At 51.3% G+C, this 16268-nt stretch carries 19 protein-coding genes; 15 read left to right on the top strand and 4 right to left on the bottom strand.

Annotation, left to right across the window (positions count from 1 at the left end; all coding sequences use genetic code 11):
- Position 1 precedes the first annotated feature (1 nt).
- From X474_RS08760 to X474_RS26090, 9 genes are all read left to right on the top strand, one after another.
- Positions 2-1249 carry a DNA circularization protein gene (locus X474_RS08760; protein WP_044348177.1) on the top strand — a complete coding sequence of 416 codons (1248 nt, stop codon included), beginning with the start codon at positions 2-4 and terminating at the stop codon, positions 1247-1249.
- Positions 1242-2333, top strand: coding sequence for a phage baseplate assembly protein (locus X474_RS08755; RefSeq protein ID WP_044348176.1), 1092 nt, complete (start codon positions 1242-1244; stop codon positions 2331-2333). Before X474_RS08760 ends, X474_RS08755 begins: the two co-directional genes overlap by 8 nt.
- Entirely contained in the window at positions 2330-2998 is a 669-nt protein-coding gene (locus X474_RS08750; RefSeq protein WP_052515030.1) for a phage baseplate assembly protein domain-containing protein, read from the top strand. The genes X474_RS08755 and X474_RS08750 overlap by 4 nt, the downstream gene beginning before the upstream one ends.
- Entirely contained in the window at positions 2991-3446 is a 456-nt protein-coding gene (locus tag X474_RS08745; protein WP_044348175.1) for a phage GP46 family protein, read from the top strand. Before X474_RS08750 ends, X474_RS08745 begins: the two co-directional genes overlap by 8 nt.
- The gene (locus X474_RS08740; RefSeq protein ID WP_044348173.1) at positions 3436-4497 is read left to right on the top strand and encodes a baseplate J/gp47 family protein; all 1062 of its coding nucleotides are present in this window, start codon (positions 3436-3438) and stop codon (positions 4495-4497) included. Before X474_RS08745 ends, X474_RS08740 begins: the two co-directional genes overlap by 11 nt.
- Positions 4498-4499: 2 nt before the next feature.
- On the top strand, positions 4500-5087 hold the full coding sequence (locus X474_RS08735) for a YmfQ family protein (protein WP_044348172.1): 588 nt from the start codon (positions 4500-4502) through the stop codon (positions 5085-5087).
- Positions 5088-5094: 7 nt separating this feature from the next.
- Positions 5095-5730 (top strand): hypothetical protein, encoded by a 636-nt coding sequence (locus tag X474_RS08730; RefSeq protein ID WP_044348171.1) that lies wholly within the window; start codon positions 5095-5097, stop codon positions 5728-5730.
- Complete coding sequence (locus X474_RS08725) at positions 5730-6371, top strand: hypothetical protein (protein WP_044348170.1); 642 nt, start codon at positions 5730-5732, stop codon at positions 6369-6371. The genes X474_RS08730 and X474_RS08725 overlap by 1 nt, the downstream gene beginning before the upstream one ends.
- 333 nt (positions 6372-6704) lie before the next feature.
- Entirely contained in the window at positions 6705-7007 is a 303-nt protein-coding gene (locus X474_RS26090) for a hypothetical protein (protein WP_156360689.1), read from the top strand.
- A 99-nt stretch (positions 7008-7106) separates the two neighbouring features.
- Here X474_RS26090 and X474_RS26085 read toward each other — a convergent pair whose 3' ends face one another.
- Positions 7107-7535 carry a hypothetical protein gene (locus X474_RS26085; RefSeq protein ID WP_156360688.1) on the bottom strand — a complete coding sequence of 143 codons (429 nt, stop codon included), beginning with the start codon at positions 7533-7535 and terminating at the stop codon, positions 7107-7109.
- 154 nt (positions 7536-7689) lie between these two features.
- Here X474_RS26085 and X474_RS08710 point away from each other — a divergent pair, with 154 nt between their 5' ends.
- The 6 genes from X474_RS08710 (at position 7690) to X474_RS08685 (ending at position 13371) form a co-directional block, all read left to right on the top strand.
- Positions 7690-8346 (top strand): hypothetical protein, encoded by a 657-nt coding sequence (locus tag X474_RS08710; protein ID WP_052515029.1) that lies wholly within the window; start codon positions 7690-7692, stop codon positions 8344-8346.
- Entirely contained in the window at positions 8346-8987 is a 642-nt protein-coding gene (locus tag X474_RS08705; RefSeq protein WP_044348168.1) for a hypothetical protein, read from the top strand. Before X474_RS08710 ends, X474_RS08705 begins: the two co-directional genes overlap by 1 nt.
- A gap of 2 nt (positions 8988-8989) precedes the next feature.
- Complete coding sequence (locus X474_RS27025) at positions 8990-9613, top strand: hypothetical protein (protein WP_156360687.1); 624 nt, start codon at positions 8990-8992, stop codon at positions 9611-9613.
- A gap of 12 nt (positions 9614-9625) precedes the next feature.
- Positions 9626-10153 (top strand): hypothetical protein, encoded by a 528-nt coding sequence (locus X474_RS08700; RefSeq protein WP_044348167.1) that lies wholly within the window; start codon positions 9626-9628, stop codon positions 10151-10153.
- Between the two features lie 119 nt (positions 10154-10272).
- Positions 10273-10905 carry a hypothetical protein gene (locus tag X474_RS08695; RefSeq protein WP_052515028.1) on the top strand — a complete coding sequence of 211 codons (633 nt, stop codon included), beginning with the start codon at positions 10273-10275 and terminating at the stop codon, positions 10903-10905.
- 1500 nt (positions 10906-12405) lie between these two features.
- Entirely contained in the window at positions 12406-13371 is a 966-nt protein-coding gene (locus X474_RS08685; RefSeq protein ID WP_044348165.1) for a MurR/RpiR family transcriptional regulator, read from the top strand.
- Between the two features lie 39 nt (positions 13372-13410).
- Here X474_RS08685 and X474_RS08680 read toward each other — a convergent pair whose 3' ends face one another.
- The 3 genes from X474_RS08680 to lgt form a co-directional block, all read right to left on the bottom strand.
- The gene (locus X474_RS08680) at positions 13411-14172 is read right to left on the bottom strand and encodes an HpcH/HpaI aldolase family protein (protein ID WP_052515027.1); all 762 of its coding nucleotides are present in this window, start codon (positions 14170-14172) and stop codon (positions 13411-13413) included.
- A gap of 153 nt (positions 14173-14325) precedes the next feature.
- Positions 14326-14967 carry a cyclase family protein gene (locus X474_RS08675; protein WP_044348164.1) on the bottom strand — a complete coding sequence of 214 codons (642 nt, stop codon included), beginning with the start codon at positions 14965-14967 and terminating at the stop codon, positions 14326-14328.
- Positions 14968-15036: 69 nt separating this feature from the next.
- A complete protein-coding gene (lgt, locus tag X474_RS08670; protein ID WP_044348163.1) occupies positions 15037-15816 on the bottom strand; it encodes a prolipoprotein diacylglyceryl transferase in 780 nt (259 codons plus the stop codon).
- Between the last annotated feature and the right edge of the window lie 452 nt (positions 15817-16268).

Here is a 16268-nt window from a genome sequence, read left to right as displayed (position 1 = left end):
CATGCCGAAAAAGGAAACCAAAAAGGCCGGTATGGCCAGTTTCAGAGGGGTGCCCTTTCATCTTCTGGATAGTGACATGGAGGTGGGAAGGCGCACGGTGACTCACAACTATCCCTTGAGCAACCAGCCCTATAACGAGGATATGGGCAAAAAAACCAGGGCGCTTAACCTTAAGGCCTCTATTCTGAACTCTATTCCCGGGGCCAACGACTATCAGGTCAATGCCAATAAGCTTTTACAGGCCTGTGAAAAAAGCGGCAGCGGTGTTCTGGTTTGTCCCGGGCTGGTGGTCTGCAAGGTGGTTTGCACCAAATGCCAGGTGCAATATAGCAGCTCGGGCAAGGGAGAGGCTCAATTCCAACTGAGCTTTGAAGAAGAGGGCGAAAACTCTTTTCCCAGCGCTAAAAGCGATCTGGAAAAGGTAATGAAGGAAAAGTCTGAAAGCGCTTTGGAAGACTTTCAAAAGGCTATCACGGATTTTCTGGAGGAGTTTTTAAAGGATTTCAATGAAGCCAAGGATAAGGTTCTGGCCACCATTTCCCAGATTGCGGCCAAGATCCGCGAGTTGTTGGATAAACTGGATCCCACTCCGCTTTTGCAGGAGGCCTTGGATTTTTTGAAACAGCTGGAGGAGCTAATCAAGGCTCCCCAAAAATTGCTCAAGGATATTGAAAAGACGGTCAAGGATTTTATCAAGTCGGTCGATAAGGCTATCCACGAAGTTCTTGGCTCTTTGCAAAAAGAGCTTGCCTTGGAGATATCCCTTAAGCTGTCTTCTTTGCAATTGGATTCCATTATAAAGGCTATCGAAGATTTCGACCTGTCTGAAGTTAAAGAAGCTGTGCAGGCCATTGTTGATTATGTCCGGCGTATATCTTTGGTGGTCGCGGCCTCCTTGTCTGTTGAAATCTCCTTTTCTTCACGCCTTGAAGCCAGATTGTCGCTGGAGCGGGTTTTAGACAATTTGGATATTTTGGCTCACCAGGCCAGCTCTAAAAAAGACACTTCTTCTTTTGAGCTTTTGGTTGAGCTTAAAACAATGCTGATAGCCTCTTTTGAGCAAAAGGAGCTCAACGCCAAAAAAGTTTCCAAATTTGATGTGCCTCCTTCCGCGTTGCCGGCCATGGTTTTGGCTTATCAACTTTACGGGGATATCACCCGTGAACAGGAGATCCTCAAGATGAATCCCCAGGTCTTTCACCCCGGCTTTTTACCTGCCGGAACAACCCTGGAGGTGAAGGATGCTTGAGGATGTGGTGCTCAAGGTTGAGCTTCAAAAAGACGTTATGCATGACAATGCCGGTTGGAAAAGCGTCAAGATCAGCAGCTCGTTGGATAAGCTTGCTCACAGCTTCAGCCTCGAGATGTCTGCCCGCTGGCCTAAACAACCGGAAAACTACCGTATAAAGCTGGGGGCCAAGTGCCAGGTTTTTTCGGGCAAGGAAAAGATTCTCTCCGGCCGCATAGACCAGATGAGCCCCTCTTACTCTGACAGCTCCCATTCCATCTCGGTCAGCGGCAGGGATCTATGCGGTTATCTGGTTGATTGCTCCCATGTCTCTGAAAAAGTGGATTTTTTTGATCAGGACCTGGTCTCCATAGCCACAGAGGTTTGTGCTCCTTTTGGAGTGACGATTGAGGCGGAAAAAGAGATCCCCGGCAAGTTCAAAAGGGCCAGCTACAGCCAGGGAGACAGTGTGCATTGTTTTTTGCTCAAGCTCTGCAAGCAGAGGGGTGTTTTGCCGGTGAGCAACGGCAATGGGGTTTTGAGCCTGCGGATATCGGATAAGCGGCCTGTGATCGGAGAGCTTAAGGTCGGTAAGAACATTATTGAGGCCAGTGGGGATTATTCGGGCAACGAGCGTTTTTCCAAGTATCTGGTCAAGGGCCAGGCTGCCGAACCGGAAGAGGACCAGGAGGGGGAGACCAAATCCCTGTCCGTGGTTGGGGAGGCCGAAGACCCAGTTTTAAAGGATGTTCATAGACCCTTGATCATCCTGGCCGATGTGACCGGTAATAAAGCGGCCATGGAGGCTCGGGCCAGATGGGAGTCTGTAAACCGGGCCGGAAAATCCCGGCGAGCCACTTTTAAGGTTCAAGGTTGGCGCACTGCCGCAGGAAAGCTCTGGCAGGTGAATAAGCTGGTCAAGATTGATGACTCTCTCTTGGGCATGAAGGGTGAATACCTTATTGAGAGCGTGAGTTTTGTTTTGGATGAATCCAGCGGCACCACCACCGAGCTGGGAGTGATCCACCCGGACGCCTATGCCGTCCAGCCTACCAAGGATCAAGCCAAAAATATTAAGAATTCCTATGACGGAGAACAGTCATGAACATGTCGGCTTTGGGCAGGGTCTTGCGCCCTTTGCGTCAGAAAATCCTCCTCATGTTGGCCAGGGGAATGGTCCGCGCGGTGGAAGAGAGTGATCAGGGCAAGACGATCACGGCCGAGCTTTTGGGAGGGGAAGTGGCCCAGGGGCTCAAGGTTATGCAGCAGTATGGTTTTGCTTCTGAACCTTTGGAAAATACGGAAGTAATGGTGCTTTTCCCGGCCGGGGACCGCAGCCTGGGCCTGGCCGTGGCCACGGAAAAACGGGAGCTCAGGCCCAAGGATCTGGACCAGGGGGAGGTGGCCCTTTACGGCAAGGGAGACGCTGTGGGCGAGGATGAGCCACCCCTTGAGCTGCCGGCAGAGCTGCCTCCCGGTTGGCCTGCTGACACCGGCGGACCCAGGCAGAGGCTTACCTTTAAGAACGACGGCAGGGAGGTGGAGCTGGTCTGCGACAAGTTCACTGTGCGGGCCATGCAGGGGATTGACCTGTTGAGTCTGGGGCAGATCCAGATCCTGGGTGCCGGGGTGAGCATGGGCAATTTCATGGCCCCGGTGAATATAGACGGTGAGTCTTTTGAACGGCTGGCCAGGGTTGGCGACTGCGTACATGTGGAAGAGGGCTCCAGCGCCGGGCACTGGAAGATTGTGGAGAGTTGCAATGGCTGACATTGGGCATTTTTTCGATAACCAGCTGCTGCATGGAGACTTGCGGGTTGCAGATGGTCAGCTCATGGAGGATCCGGGCCTGTTCACTGCGGTTCTGCACAGCCTTTTCAGTGATGCCGAGGCTCCCGAGGGAAGTGATGAACTTATTCGGGATAAGCGGGGCTGGTGGGGTGATCTCATCACGCCCTGGCCGGAAGATGAATATGGGTCCAGGCTTTGGCTGCTTAAGCGGGAAAAGCAGACACCTGAGGTGCTTGAACTGGCCAGGCTTTACGCCGAAGAGTCCCTGGCCTGGCTGGTGGCCGACGGCATAGTAAACGAGATCCAAGTGGATGCCGATTTCAGCGGGCAGGGAGTGCTCAAGATGTCGGTGCGCCTGGAGCTGGTGCAAGGCAAGCAGGCCTTGTTTGATTTTAACTATCCTTGGAGTTCTTCTGATGCCTCTTGATATTCCAGACATAAGAACCATTGAAGAGCGGGTGCGCACTGACTTAAAGGCTCAATTGCTTGAGGGAAGCCCGGAGTTGAGGCGGGGAAACCTGCAGGTCCTGAGCAGAGTTGAGGCCGGGGCGGTTAACAGTATTTATGGCCTGGCCAGAAGGCTCAGCCTGCAGCTTATGCCGGACACGGCCGAGTCGGAGTTTTTAAAGCGCCATGCAAGTATTTGGGGTGTGCGCCGCAAGCAGCCTGCCAAGGCCTTTGGCCAGGCAATTTTCAGCGGTGTAAACGGAACCCTGGTGCCCTTGGATTTAGAGCTGAGGGGGTTGAACGATGAGCGTTATGCAACCACTGAAGAGGCCTACATCCAAGATGGGGAGACCCAGGTTGCCATCCAGGCCAAGCAAGCCGGGATAAAGGGAAATCTGCCCGGCGGCATGAAACTTTACCTGCATCACTACATCCCAGGGCTTAAGGGACATGCCCTTTCCCATGGTGACATTGTGGGTGGTGCGGATTTGGAGACCGACGAATCCTTGCGCTTGCGCCTTTTGGATCGAATTCAAAAGCCTCCCAAGGGTGGATCCGGGCACGACTATGTGACCTGGGCCAAGGAGGTGCCTGGTGTGACCAGGGCCTGGGCCTATCCCTTGCGGCTGGGGCCGGGCAGTGTGGGAGTGACCTTTTTAATGGAGAATAAGTCGGGTTCTCCCATACCCAATGCCCAGGAGGTGCAGATGGTGCAGGATTATCTGGATGACCCTGCCCGCAGGCCCATAACCGCCACTGTCACGGTCTTTCCCAGCCAGGCCCACCCGGTTGATTTTGATCTGCGTTTGATCGGTGTGGACACCCCTTCTGTACGCCAGGCAGTGCAAAAAAGCCTGGAAGCTCTTTTCAGGGCTGAATCTGAACCAGAGGGGGTGATGCTGATCAGCCATATCCGTTGGGCCATCAGTCAGGCGGCAGGTGAGTATGACCATGAACTCATTAGCCCTGTTGCAAATATCACCGCAGGCCAGGCCAAGCTTTTGGTGCTGGGCCAGATTAACTGGGGGTAGTTATGGCAAGGGCGGTTGAATATCAACAGATGCTTTTGTCGCTCATGCCTTTGGGCGACATCTGGCCCAGGGACCCCAAAAGCACCTTGGGCCGACTGTGCCTGGGCAAGGCCAGGGAATACGCCCGGCTGGAGGAGATGCTCTATCGGCTGGTGGAAGAGGCTGATCCCCGCACAACCAGCGATTGCCTCAAAGATTGGGAACGGGTCTGCGGTCTGCCTGATCTGTGCAGCCTCATAACCGAGACTCCGGGCGAGAGGCGCAGCGCTTTGCACGCCAAATTGACCGCCTGCGAAAGCCCCACCCCGGCTTACTTTATCTCCCTGGCCGCCAAGCTGGGCTACCCGGTGAGCATAACGGAATTCAAGCCTTTCAGGGCAGGCATTGGCCGGGCCGGAGAACCGGCGGTGCAGGCGGATTGGGCCTATGTGTTTCGGGTGAATGCCCCTGCCGTGACAGTGCGGCGCTTTAAGGCCGGCAATTCAGTGGCCGGGGAAAAATTGTCTGATTGGGGTAATGAGCTGTTGGAATGCGCCATATTGCGGGACGCTCCTGCCCACACCTTGCCCATATTCGCTTACGGAGGTTGATAAAACCATGCACAGAATAGACGGCTCCGGCCACCAGGATAATCACTTTACCGAAGGAAATCCCCAAACCGGCACCGAGGCCACAGTAGTGACCGCGGACTGGCTTAATTCGGTTCAGGAAGAAGTGGCCCATGTGATCGAGGGCCAGAATTTGGCGCTCGATAAAGACGATAATGAACAGCTAAAAACTGCGGTGAATACTGCTATCGGGCAGGCGGTTGCCAATTGCAAAACAGAAGTTGCCCTAGACCGTGCCAGCGAGATTGATGCAGCTAAAAATGAAATCAGCGGACTGATTGACCAGAAGGTGGATGCCGGGATTGGGGCGGTTAAGCAGAGACATATTATAAGATGGTCGGTTTCCGGATATGCACAAGTTGCCGATTCGCTATTGACCATAACGCCCGGAATTAGCTGTAAAACTAAACGGGTGGGGGCAGTCATATCTGGAACTGGTGCCGTAGGATTTTCGGCAAAAGTTGGCTCAACAGCACTTTGGTCGTCCAGTATTGATTCCAGCGGTGGAGCCGCAAATACAGGCACAGTATATCTAACCGAACTAGATGCAATAACTATTTCACTGCCTATTGTTTCTGGTGAAGCCTACGACTTTCGTGGATTTATTTTAGTGGAGGAATTGTGATGCCGTTATCAGTAAAAATTATCTCAAAAACAGATACAGATAATGGTTTTGTGGTTGATTTTGAGGGTTATCAGGATGGAGGAAAAGTCCTGGAGACCGCCTTGCACTTCTCCCGTTTCTCCACGCCCAAACAGGTGCTTGAGGTTTGCATGGAAGAGGTGCAGGCCGCTGTTGCTCCCTTACCCGATTCGCCTGATCTTTCTGCTTTACTGAATCAGGAACATGAGGTCGATCCTGAGCTGGGGCACCCCCTTCATGGGATTGATGATCCGGTCCAGGCCAAGAGTCGAGTCGAGAGCCTTATAGCGGCCCGCTTGGAACGGCTCATCAGCGAAAGCGGCCTGGTGGACCGCTACCCCAGTGTGGAGCGGGACACCTGGGGTCGGCAGATAGAAGAGGCCTTGAACTACAAGGAAGGCCGGGAAAGCGCTTTCATAACTAGCGTAGCCAACACCCAGGCCGGAGAAACGCCCGAGATGTTTGCTGATTCCATTTTAAATAACGCTTCTGAGTTTTTGGCCTCGGCCGCGCCTCTTTTCAAGGCCAAACATGAGTTAGTCTGCGCTTTGGATGCTTTACCCAATGAAATGGAAGCTATAAAGGCCTTTTTCGATAACCAGGTGCTTAACTGGAGTATTTGATTATGGCTTGGAGCAACCTTGGCGGTGGAGATCATGAGGGTGTGAATTGGACTCCGGCGGATGGAGCGGAAATATGCGGCACCCACACCAATGTAGGAATCTTTTGCGTTGCGGCAGGCCGCAGGATTTACGTGAAAAAATATAATGGCTCTGATTACGGGGTGTTAAAGGTTGAAGCTCAAGACATTCAGATTGACGGCATTCTGGACGCGAACAAAGCGGGCTATGGAGGCGGAGGGGGAGGCGGCGGTGGCGCTGGGGGTAACGGCGGTTGGGTGGTGGAAACGGTGACATCCGGGGGGGCAGCCGGCCTAGGAACTTCTGGGGGAAATAATGGCTGCCCCGGTACAGGTACAAGTGGCGCGTGGTCAACAACCGGCGGCGGCGGCGGTGGCGGTGGTGCCGGGGGCGGGCCATATGGCGGCGCGCGCGGGCTTGCCGGTGCGGGTGGCACACTCCACAACGTTGGTGCGGCAGGATCATCAAACGGTGCTTGCGGAGGGTATCGTGGTGTCGCGAAAAATGGTGACAACTCAACTGACGAAATCGTGTATATGGGGTCCGGCGGAGGCGGAGGTGGTGCTGGCGGCGGCGGCGGTGCCGGCGACGATGGTTAGCCTGACTAAAGGAGCATAGCTAATGGCCTATTGTGGAGGCGGCGGTGCCGGCGGCGGTGGCGCCGGGGCTCTTGGTGGTGGTGCAGTTTACTTAATTGCAAAAAATAGCCTAAATCTCTCAGGCACAATTTATTCGGGCGGGGGAACCCGTGCGGGGAATGCCGGTGCCGGTGTATCCTCTACCGGTTGGCCTGGCGGTGCAGGTGGCACTGGCGGGAGTGCAACGGCGAGTGGTGCTCGTGGCGGCGGTGTTGGCGCGAACGGTAATACTTCTTGTGTACATGATGGTGGGCGCGGTGGTGATGGCAGATACGGCGGAACGGGCGCCGGTGGTGGTGTTCTTCTCCGGTGTGATGGCCCCTGGGGTGTTCAGATTTCCGGAGTTATCAGCACAGTCGGTGGAATGAGTTATGCAGCCCCTAATTTTGGATCCACCAAAATTTTTGGGGTTTACGGCAGGGTAAACACCGCCGGGGCAGCCCTTCAAACCGGCTGGAATAATAACTACGGCAGCCCTTTGATTAAGCAGAATAAGGTTTGGGTTCATCCTGTTGGTTAGATGAATGTTCAAAAAAGAGCAGGGGGTTTTTCACGCTCCTGCTTTTTTTGACCTAATTTTATTTGTCAGTTCTAAGTTTATGAATCGGTACGTAAGATTTCGCCTTGATTCTTGCTTAATCTACTTATGAAAGTTGATAACCATGCACAGAATAGACGGCTCCGGCCACCAGGATAATCGTTTTACAGAGGGCAATCCCCAAACCGGCACCGAGGCCACAGTGGTGACCGCGGACTGGCTCAATGCAGTCCAGGAAGAAGTGGCCCATGTGATCGAGGGACAGAATTTGGCGCTCGATAAAGACGATAATGAACAGCTAAAAACCGCAGTTAATACGGCTATCGGGCAGGCGGTTGCCAATTGCAAAACAGAGGTTGCGCTAGACCGTGCCAGCGAGATTGATGCAGCTAAAAATGAAATCAGCGGACTGATTGACCAGAAGGTGGATGCCGGGATTGGGGCGGTTAAGCAGAGGCATGTAATTAGGTTTTTTGTGAAAGGTTTGGTACAGACTGGAGATAATATAGTCAATATACAATCTGGAATCAATGGCAGAATTGTAGAAGCCGGAGCTATGGTAAGAGGTGGAGGAACTTCTCTCAATATAGAAATTCGTTCTTCTGGCACTACTTTATTTCAAAGTGAAATTGGGACAAATACTACCGGAGGTTATATTCAAAGAGATACTGATTTAAATGTTATTTGTGCCTGGAATACTTATTTTATGGTTGATGTTCATTCTGTAAATTCTGGCAATCCTTACAACTTTATGGGGTACTTAATTGTGGAGGAAAACTGATGGCTTTATCTTTAAAAATTATTTCGAAAGCAGATACTGATAACGGTTTTGTGGTTGAATTTGAGGGTTATCAGGATGAAGAAAAAATCCTGGATAACGCTTTGCATTTCTCCCGTTTCTCAACACCCAAACAGGTGCTTGAGGTTTGCATGGAAGAGGTGCAGGCTGCTGTTGCTCCCTTACCCGATTCGCCTGACCTTTCCGCTATGTTGGCTCAGGAGTATGAGGTCGATCCTGAGCTGGGGCACCCTCTTTATGGGGTTGATGATCCGGCCCAGGCCAAGAGCCGAGTCGAGAGCCTTATAGCGGCCCGCTTGGAACGGCTCATTAGCGAAAGCGGCCTGGTGGATCGCTACCCCGGTGTGGAGCGGGATACCTGGGGTCGGCAGATAGAAGAGGCCTTGAACTACAAGGAAGGCCGGGAAAGCGCCTTTATCGCAGGCGTGGCCAACACCCGGGCCGGAGAAACTCCCGAGATGTTCGCTGATTCTATTTTGAATAACGCTTCTGAATTTTTAGCAGCGGCGGCCCCTTTGTTTAAAAGCAAACATGAATTGGCCTGCGCCTTGGATGCCTTGCCTGATGAAGTGCCAGGCATCAAGGAATTTTACGATAACCAGGTGCTTAACTGGAGTGTTTGATTATGGCTTGGAGCAATCTGGGTGGTGGCGATCATGGGGGAGTGAATTGGACACCGGCAAACGGCAGAGAGATAGCCGGTGTTCATACCAATATCGGCACCTTTACCGTAGCGCAAGGTGCTACAGTGAAGGTCAAAAATTATAACGGCAGTGCTTACGGACAACTCAGCATCGAAGCCGGAAGTGTTCTTATCTTAGGCACCTTGACGGCGGAGGGTGCGGGGTATGGCGGCGGCGGTGGCGGCGGCGGTGGCGCAGGCGGTAATGGCGGGTGGTATGAGAACAGAGCTTATGCTGGTGGCGGCTACCCTGGCGGTCCCGGGGGAGAATCTGGTAATGCTGGTGAAGATTGCATAAATCCCACTGATAAGGCTGGTCAGTGTCAATATGCCAATGGCCGCAGAGGCGGTAATGGCGGTCGCGGTGGCGGTTCACATGGCGGATCCGGAGGCGCCCGGGGGCTGGGTGGAGCCGGTAACGGCGGCAGGGGCAGCCGTGGAACTAACGGAGGGTACTTAGCTGCCTGCGCAAACGGGGATAATACCACTAATGAAACTATTCGCATGGGTTCCGGTGGTGGCGGCGGTGCCGGTGGCGGTGGCGGCGGTGATGGTCGCGATGATTAAGGAGTAATAAAAATGGCTTATTGCGGCGGCGGAGGCGCAGGTGGTGGCGGAGCCGGAGCGCCTGGTGGCGGAAGCATCCGGCTTTTGGCTAAAGACAGCATGATCATCTCCGGCAAGGTGGTGACAAAAGGAGCCGGTCTAGTAAAAGAACATGGCCTTAATGGCCAAAATACAACTACAAGCCGAGGCGGTAACGGCGGAAGGGGCGGCCGAGGCGCCTATGCCGGTGATTCCAGCTATGGATTAGGCGGCACCGGAGCCAACTGCCTTAGAGGGGCCTATAACGGCGGCAGGGGCGGAACAGGAGCTGCTGGAGCGGGCGGCGGCATCTGCCTGATTTGTAAGGGCCCGTATGGTGTCAACGTGACCGGAAGTTTGGACTCCCGAGGTGGCGTTTCCAGAGCTAATTTTGGGTCCAGTAAAATTTTTGGTGTTCATGGCCGAATAAGCACTTCGGGAACCCTGGCAACCGGTTGGAATGATAACTACGGCAGTCCTTTGGTTCAATATAATGAGGTTTGGGTGCATCCAATAGGCTAGATAATGCCCTAAAAGAGCAGGGTGCCCCTGCTCTTTTCTCCTCAATCCAATGTGCAAACTTTTCAATGTCTTTATTCATAAGACACCTTTCTTTTGTATTCCTTTGGAGGTTTTCACCCATGCATAGAATAGACGGCTCAGGTCATCAGGATAATCGCTTTACCGAAGGCAACCCTCAAACCGGCACCGAGGCCACAGTGGTGACCGCAGGCTGGCTCAATGCTGTCCAGGAAGAAGTGGCCCATGTGATTGAAGGTCAGGGATTGGTCCTGAATAAGGATGACAATGAACAGTTAAAGACGGCTGTAAATACAGCCATTGACCAGGCGGTGGCCAGTTGCAAGACCGAAGTCGAACAAGAGCGGGATACTGCCATTGACTCGGCGAAAACTGAAATGAACGGGGTGATTGATCAGAAAATAGACGCCAGTGTTGGCGCGATAAAGCAAAAGCACATTATGCGCTGGTTTGCAAAAGGAAGACTCCAGACGGGGAGCCGGGTAATAAAAATGATGTCCGGAGTAAACGGCGCAATAAAAAAAATAAATGGTTATCTTTGGTCCGGTAGTGCCAATGTGTCTTTTGAGGTTAATACAAGTCTTTTTATGACGGCTGGTTTTACTGCTAGTTCATTGACATCGCTGCCGTGTAATCGTCCTGTAAGTCCCGGACAGATGGTTTATATAACCATAAATTCAGTTTCCGGCGATCCATGTGATTTTACAGGCTGCCTGGAAATAGAGGAGGATTAAAAGTTGGCTTTATGCTTTTTCATGGGGTGAATTTAAAGGAGCGAGCTAAAAAATTAACAAATTTTTAGCTCGCTCCCTGCAATGTTGATAGGCAGAGACAGAATAAGCGGATCCTTTCATCAGGACAGCCTCTTTTTAAAGGAAAAATGCCTGGATCGTCACCAAGGCCGCTATGATAACTGTAGACCGGCTGAATGATGTGCAGGCAAAGCGAGTGAAGGGGAGGTCCGGTTTTGAATGAGGATGATAATAAGCAGATGAGGGCCGTAGTAAACTCAGTTTTTGAACAGTCAGTGGCAGGCTGTGAAGCCAAGATTATCCGGGAGGGGATGCTCCTATAATTGGCGGAATAACTGAATGGCATACTATTAGGCTGGGCAGGTTGAGTGAGGCCGGTTTTTCGCTTATTTGTTTTTGTGTCTGGTATTGATGGCCGAGTAAAAGGTGTATCTCGGAATTGCCATAGCGGCGCACCTGTAAAGGTTAACCCATATCAGTAATTGTCATACGTTTAACCATAACGAAGTATGGATGGGGTAATGCTATAATTTTACGGTTGGGCAACCTTACGCATTCTGTATATTGGATTTTCGATGATAATTACCTGGCAGATGCCACCCTGGAATTGTTCGTTTCGTTTATAGTTGGTATTCCTCATAAGTTACTATTTTTATTTATCTTTCGCCCTGTTTTTAAGAAGTCGGTTGGCCGCCTTTCCTTTGTGCAGAGACTGGGGCAGGCCATTTTTACCTTTGGCGATTTATGCTTTTTTACCCGTTTAATCATGAACTGAGAATTGGCTTGAAGACTGCCTAGCGGATAATAACTGGCGATCTCTCATCCGGCAGGTCTCATGATTCCGGCTTGCTTGTCTGTCGTTTAACGAATATTGTATAGTCTGTTTTGGGAGGTTTTGTTTTGGTTTATTCTGCATAACTATATAAGATATGGTATAAAATTTGTTAATCCATCAAAATGAAGGCATATTTTTTCAAATTTACGGCAGTAAAGAAAAATCAAAATAACCTCAAAGGAAAAAATCCTTCAAAACCCGCCAGTTGCATCTCTCAAAAAATACCAAATTTCGCCTTCTTCTCAGTTGATAAAAAAATGGCTTGTAGCGTTAGGTGAATTAGCGGTAAAACACTTGTCATAAACATGAAAAACTGTAAATTAAGTTTGAGGAATTTTTCTTTGTATTGTTTTTATTGGCCCAAATACCAGAAAAAAGTATTAAAACTGCCGAACAGGAATTTGTTTTCATTTTTTGGTTAATTGGTTTAAGTATCTGATATGAGATCAAGCTGGTTTAGGTTGCCTCTTTTCGACAGGGAGAGTGTCGGTTTTTTAGATTTGTAAAATTAGATAGTTAGATGGAAATTCTGTTTATTTTTTTATTTAAATCGATATTTTTAATAAACTATACGGGAAAAATGATAATGCGATTCGCCGGAGTTCTCCACACAATAACGGCTTGCTTGACAAATGAAGGCTTTAGTCATGTTTGAAGATTTAAGTAACCGTATCAATAAGTTGCCTAAACTTACCAAGGCTGAGAGTAAACTTGTTGCATATTTTCAGGAGATAAAAGACCAGCTCGCCCTGAAGAATATTTATGAAATAAGCGATGGCGCCAGAGTCAGTGTAGCTACTGTTACGCGTTTTGTCTCCAGGCTTGGCTATGATGATTTTCTTGATTTTAAGAAGCAGCTTAAGCAGGCATTGCTGAGCAAAGTGGGTTCCCAATGGGAGAACTATCAGAAGACCAGGGCCGAACTCCTGGGAGGGGAGGGGGAACTTTGGACACGCTTCAGCAATCTGGTTATAAATGAACTCAAAGCGGCCCATGCCACCAACCCTCCGGAGAGGCTGGCCAAGGTGGCTGAGATGATTCATCAGACCAAGGGTGCGATTTATGTAATTGGCCAGATGAATTCTTATGCCATTGCCTATTTCTTCTGGCAACAACTGGCCATACTTTGCCCTGGGGCGGTGTTTCTGGATAACCAGGCGGGCAACTTAGTGCATAAGCTCCTTGGAATAAAGAAAGACGATCTCGTTTTCGCGGTTTCCTATACCAGTTATTCGCAACAGACCACTGCGGTCATAAGGGAGTTTGCTGAAAAAGGATCGCAGGTGGTTATATTGACAGACTCGGATGTTTCGCCTGTCTCCCGTTGGGCTGATGCGCAATTGGTGGTGCCGCTTGAGTGGAACGCCATAATGAGCAGCCGCTGTTCGGGGCTTATGCTGGTGGAAGCCCTGGTATTGCACTTGGCGCAACTGAGAAGGGACGAGCTGGGCGACCGGGTTGAAAGAGTCCAACTTCTCTCAAATAAGTTAAATGTGTTTGATCATCCGGGCAGTCGCAGAGATGTGATTATGCGGCGTTTGGACTTGATCATGGATGATGCCTTGGAGCCGGGAGAAAGCCAGTCCCAAGACCTTGGGCCGGAAAAAGGTTAGGGCCCGGCCGGAGACTATGACCGGCCGGGCGGGTTATGCCTATTTTTTGATTTTTGCTATAGCCTTGGAAGCTCCATCGGACAGAATCATGGAGTCCGTGCTGTAGGCGATCATGCGGGCGCCCTTATCTATCCATTGCCTGGCTGATTCAGGGGACACCACCCACATTCCGGCGGCTTTATTATTATCCGCGCAGGCCTTGAAGACCTTGTCCACGGTCTCAAGCTGTTTGGGGTGTTCCATCTGAAGGGGGATGCCCAGATTTGTAGACAGGTCGCCGGGACCCACAAAAATGCAGTCCACACCTTTTACCGCGGCTATGTCGGCGGCGTTGTCCGCGGCCTCGCCGGTCTCCGCCTGCACCGCCACCAAGGTTTTTTCATTGGCTTCAATAAGGTATTCGCCGGGATTGACCTGGCCAAAGGCAGTGTGCATTTTTTTCAATACCACTCCCCTTTCGCCCATGGGAGGATATTTGGCGTGACGCACCGCATCTTGGGCCTGGTCCCGGTTGTTGACCATGGGTAAAAGAAGTCCGCTGGCCCCTGCATCAAGGGGATGAAGTATTGCATCCTTGCGCACTTCCTGCGCCCTGACCACCACCTCAATACCGGCCCCCCTGGCCACCGCCAGGAAATCACTCATGGTTTCCGGCGAGTAAGTGCCGTGCTCATTATCCAAAATGAAAAAATCAAAACCAGCCTGAGCCAGGATGTAGGCAATAGCCGGATTTCTGGATTCACACACAAAGGTGCCAATGGCGGGTTCGCCGTTTAAAAGGCGTTTTCTTAATTGGTACACGAGTAACACTCCCTTTACGGTGTGACGGAGTTTAAAGGGCAGTTAGCCCTGACTGACAGGCTATTTGCGGCCAGCCTGCTGGTATTTTTATGGATTCTACGCCCCTTGGCGGCACCCTACAAGCTGTCTGTGTTTTTTCATGACACCATTTTTTTAATCAAGCATTCCCACAGCCCTGACCGGCGAACCGTCACCAGTTGAGAAGGGCAGGGGAAGGGCGCTGAAAATAAAGTCACGGTTCGGCAGCCTGTCCAGGTTGGTCAGATTTTCGAAGATCATGATATTGGCCTTTAAAAGGAGCTTGTGGTTCAAGTGACTCAAGCAATCCATGGGGTCCACCGAGATGGTGTCTACGCCCAGCCCCTTGATCCCTTTGGCAATCAGCCATTCCAGGGCGGAAACCGAGAGCACCGGAAAGCCCTGCAGGTATTTTTCGTGCCCCCAGTATTCGCTCCATCCCGAGTTGAACAGGACAAAATCCACCGTCTCATTTGGGCTGGGCCAGCGGTCCTCCAAATCCTCAAGTAAAACAGGTTCCTGATCCAGACCCTTTATATCTATGACAAAAGCAGTGCCCACAAAGTTTTCCAAGGGTATGTTTTCCAGACCCGCCCCTTGTTTGATAAGGTGCAGGGGAGCGTCCACATGGGTGCCGGTGTGGCTGCTCATTTTAAGCAGGCTGCATTGAAACCCTTCCTCTTCATGGGTGGCGGTCCGGCTTATTTCCGGATGCGGGTCCCCGGGATATACCGGCATGGAATCGGTTATTCTGTGGGTAAGGTCTATGACACGCATGGCAAAGACTCCTTGTTGCCAACGGTTTAGGCCATGGCCTTTTAACCAGAGGAATTTTGGTGGTAAGAGTCAATCTAAGCGGGAAGTAATGTACCAGAATATAACTCCCAGGGCCGCCTGGGCCAGGCTCAGGATCTGCCCCATGGTAAGAAAGCTTATAACCAGGCCCAGTTGGGGGTCGGGCTGGCGCACAAACTCGACTAAAAAACGGGCCAGGGAGTAGCCGATTATAAAAAGGACTGAAACCTGACCCGGTTTTACCCGGTCTTTCAACATCCAGAGCAGGAAAAATAAAACAGGCCCTTCCAAAACCATTTCATAAAGCTGGGAGGGGTGCCTGGGCAAGGGCCCTGCACCAGGGAAGACCATGCCCCAGGGCAGTTCGGTAATCCTGCCATAGAGTTCTCCATTGATAAAGTTGCCGATGCGTCCCAGACCCAGGCCTATGGGCGCGGCCAGGCAGGCTGCGTCTGCAGCAGGCAAAAGCGGTGTTTTTCTCTTTTTTAACAGGGTGAACCCTGCCAGGGCCGCCCCGACCAGGCCTCCGTGAAAAGACATGCCTCCGTGCCAGATGGCTATGATTTCAATCGGATTTTTCAGATACCAGTCAAGGTTCATCCACTGGTAGAAAAGAACATACCCCAGTCTACCTCCCAAAAGGAGCCCTATACCGCACCATAAAAGCAGTTCCTGGGTTAGATCCCCCGGCGCCCGGGGCAAGGTTTTTTTCAGGCGGTTTGATATAACCAGGTAGCCCCCTAAGAAACCCAATACATACATCAGGCCATACCAGCGCACTGCTATGGGGCCAAAGCTTATAAGAACCGGGTCTATCTGGGGGTAGGTCATGGTTCCTTTTTGTTTTGTTACTGGTTCAGGTCAAGGGACAGGCGTTTACCTGTTTTAATATCCTCAATCGCGGCATTTCGCCAGATCGCAGCGTCAACCTTTATTCCATAGCGAGGTTTTTGGGGTGGCTAAAGACTTCTCCCTTAGGTCGCGCCGGTGGAATTATCCGGGGCGGGCAGCAGGGAAAAGGCCTTAAACGTGTTGATAAGCAGTCGGCAGGCCATCCAGTTTACTTCCATTGTCTTGGCCCTGCGTAAAGCTTTCCCAGGAAACATCCCATCAGGCTTGAGTCTCTCTTACAGCTTGACTAATCTAAGTCTGCGGGTCAAACCTTGTCTAAGGCGCCTGCGACACGCGGATCTCATCTTCCGGATGGCTTCTTCTCCTGTGGTATTTAAAAAGTAATCAGATTGTATTAAGGAGGCCTGATTGTGGAGACTCAAACCGTTTTG

This window comes from Dethiosulfatarculus sandiegensis (assembly GCF_000931935.2).
Classification (GTDB): Bacteria; Desulfobacterota; Desulfarculia; order Desulfarculales; family Desulfarculaceae; genus Dethiosulfatarculus; species Dethiosulfatarculus sandiegensis.
Note: the sequence above shows the minus strand (reverse complement) of the source record. Positions and strands in the feature narration are given on the sequence as shown.

Bases quoted from the DNA above. Each gene is read 5' to 3' on its own strand.
- X474_RS08760 (WP_044348177.1), top strand. From the start codon at position 2: ATGCCGAAAAAGGAAACCAAAAAGGCCGGTATGGCCAGTTTCAGAGGG.
- X474_RS08755 (WP_044348176.1), top strand. From the start codon at position 1,242: ATGCTTGAGGATGTGGTGCTCAAGGTTGAGCTTCAAAAAGACGTTATG.
- X474_RS08750 (WP_052515030.1), top strand. From the start codon at position 2,330: ATGAACATGTCGGCTTTGGGCAGGGTCTTGCGCCCTTTGCGTCAGAAA.
- X474_RS08745 (WP_044348175.1), top strand. From the start codon at position 2,991: ATGGCTGACATTGGGCATTTTTTCGATAACCAGCTGCTGCATGGAGAC.
- X474_RS08740 (WP_044348173.1), top strand. From the start codon at position 3,436: ATGCCTCTTGATATTCCAGACATAAGAACCATTGAAGAGCGGGTGCGC.
- X474_RS08735 (WP_044348172.1), top strand. From the start codon at position 4,500: ATGGCAAGGGCGGTTGAATATCAACAGATGCTTTTGTCGCTCATGCCT.
- X474_RS08730 (WP_044348171.1), top strand. From the start codon at position 5,095: ATGCACAGAATAGACGGCTCCGGCCACCAGGATAATCACTTTACCGAA.
- X474_RS08725 (WP_044348170.1), top strand. From the start codon at position 5,730: ATGCCGTTATCAGTAAAAATTATCTCAAAAACAGATACAGATAATGGT.
- X474_RS26090 (WP_156360689.1), top strand. From the start codon at position 6,705: ATGGCTGCCCCGGTACAGGTACAAGTGGCGCGTGGTCAACAACCGGCG.
- X474_RS26085 (WP_156360688.1), bottom strand. From the start codon at position 7,535: ATGAACCCAAACCTTATTCTGCTTAATCAAAGGGCTGCCGTAGTTATT.
- X474_RS08710 (WP_052515029.1), top strand. From the start codon at position 7,690: ATGCACAGAATAGACGGCTCCGGCCACCAGGATAATCGTTTTACAGAG.
- X474_RS08705 (WP_044348168.1), top strand. From the start codon at position 8,346: ATGGCTTTATCTTTAAAAATTATTTCGAAAGCAGATACTGATAACGGT.
- X474_RS27025 (WP_156360687.1), top strand. From the start codon at position 8,990: ATGGCTTGGAGCAATCTGGGTGGTGGCGATCATGGGGGAGTGAATTGG.
- X474_RS08700 (WP_044348167.1), top strand. From the start codon at position 9,626: ATGGCTTATTGCGGCGGCGGAGGCGCAGGTGGTGGCGGAGCCGGAGCG.
- X474_RS08695 (WP_052515028.1), top strand. From the start codon at position 10,273: ATGCATAGAATAGACGGCTCAGGTCATCAGGATAATCGCTTTACCGAA.
- X474_RS08685 (WP_044348165.1), top strand. From the start codon at position 12,406: ATGTTTGAAGATTTAAGTAACCGTATCAATAAGTTGCCTAAACTTACC.
- X474_RS08675 (WP_044348164.1), bottom strand. From the start codon at position 14,967: ATGCGTGTCATAGACCTTACCCACAGAATAACCGATTCCATGCCGGTA.
- lgt (WP_044348163.1), bottom strand. From the start codon at position 15,816: ATGACCTACCCCCAGATAGACCCGGTTCTTATAAGCTTTGGCCCCATA.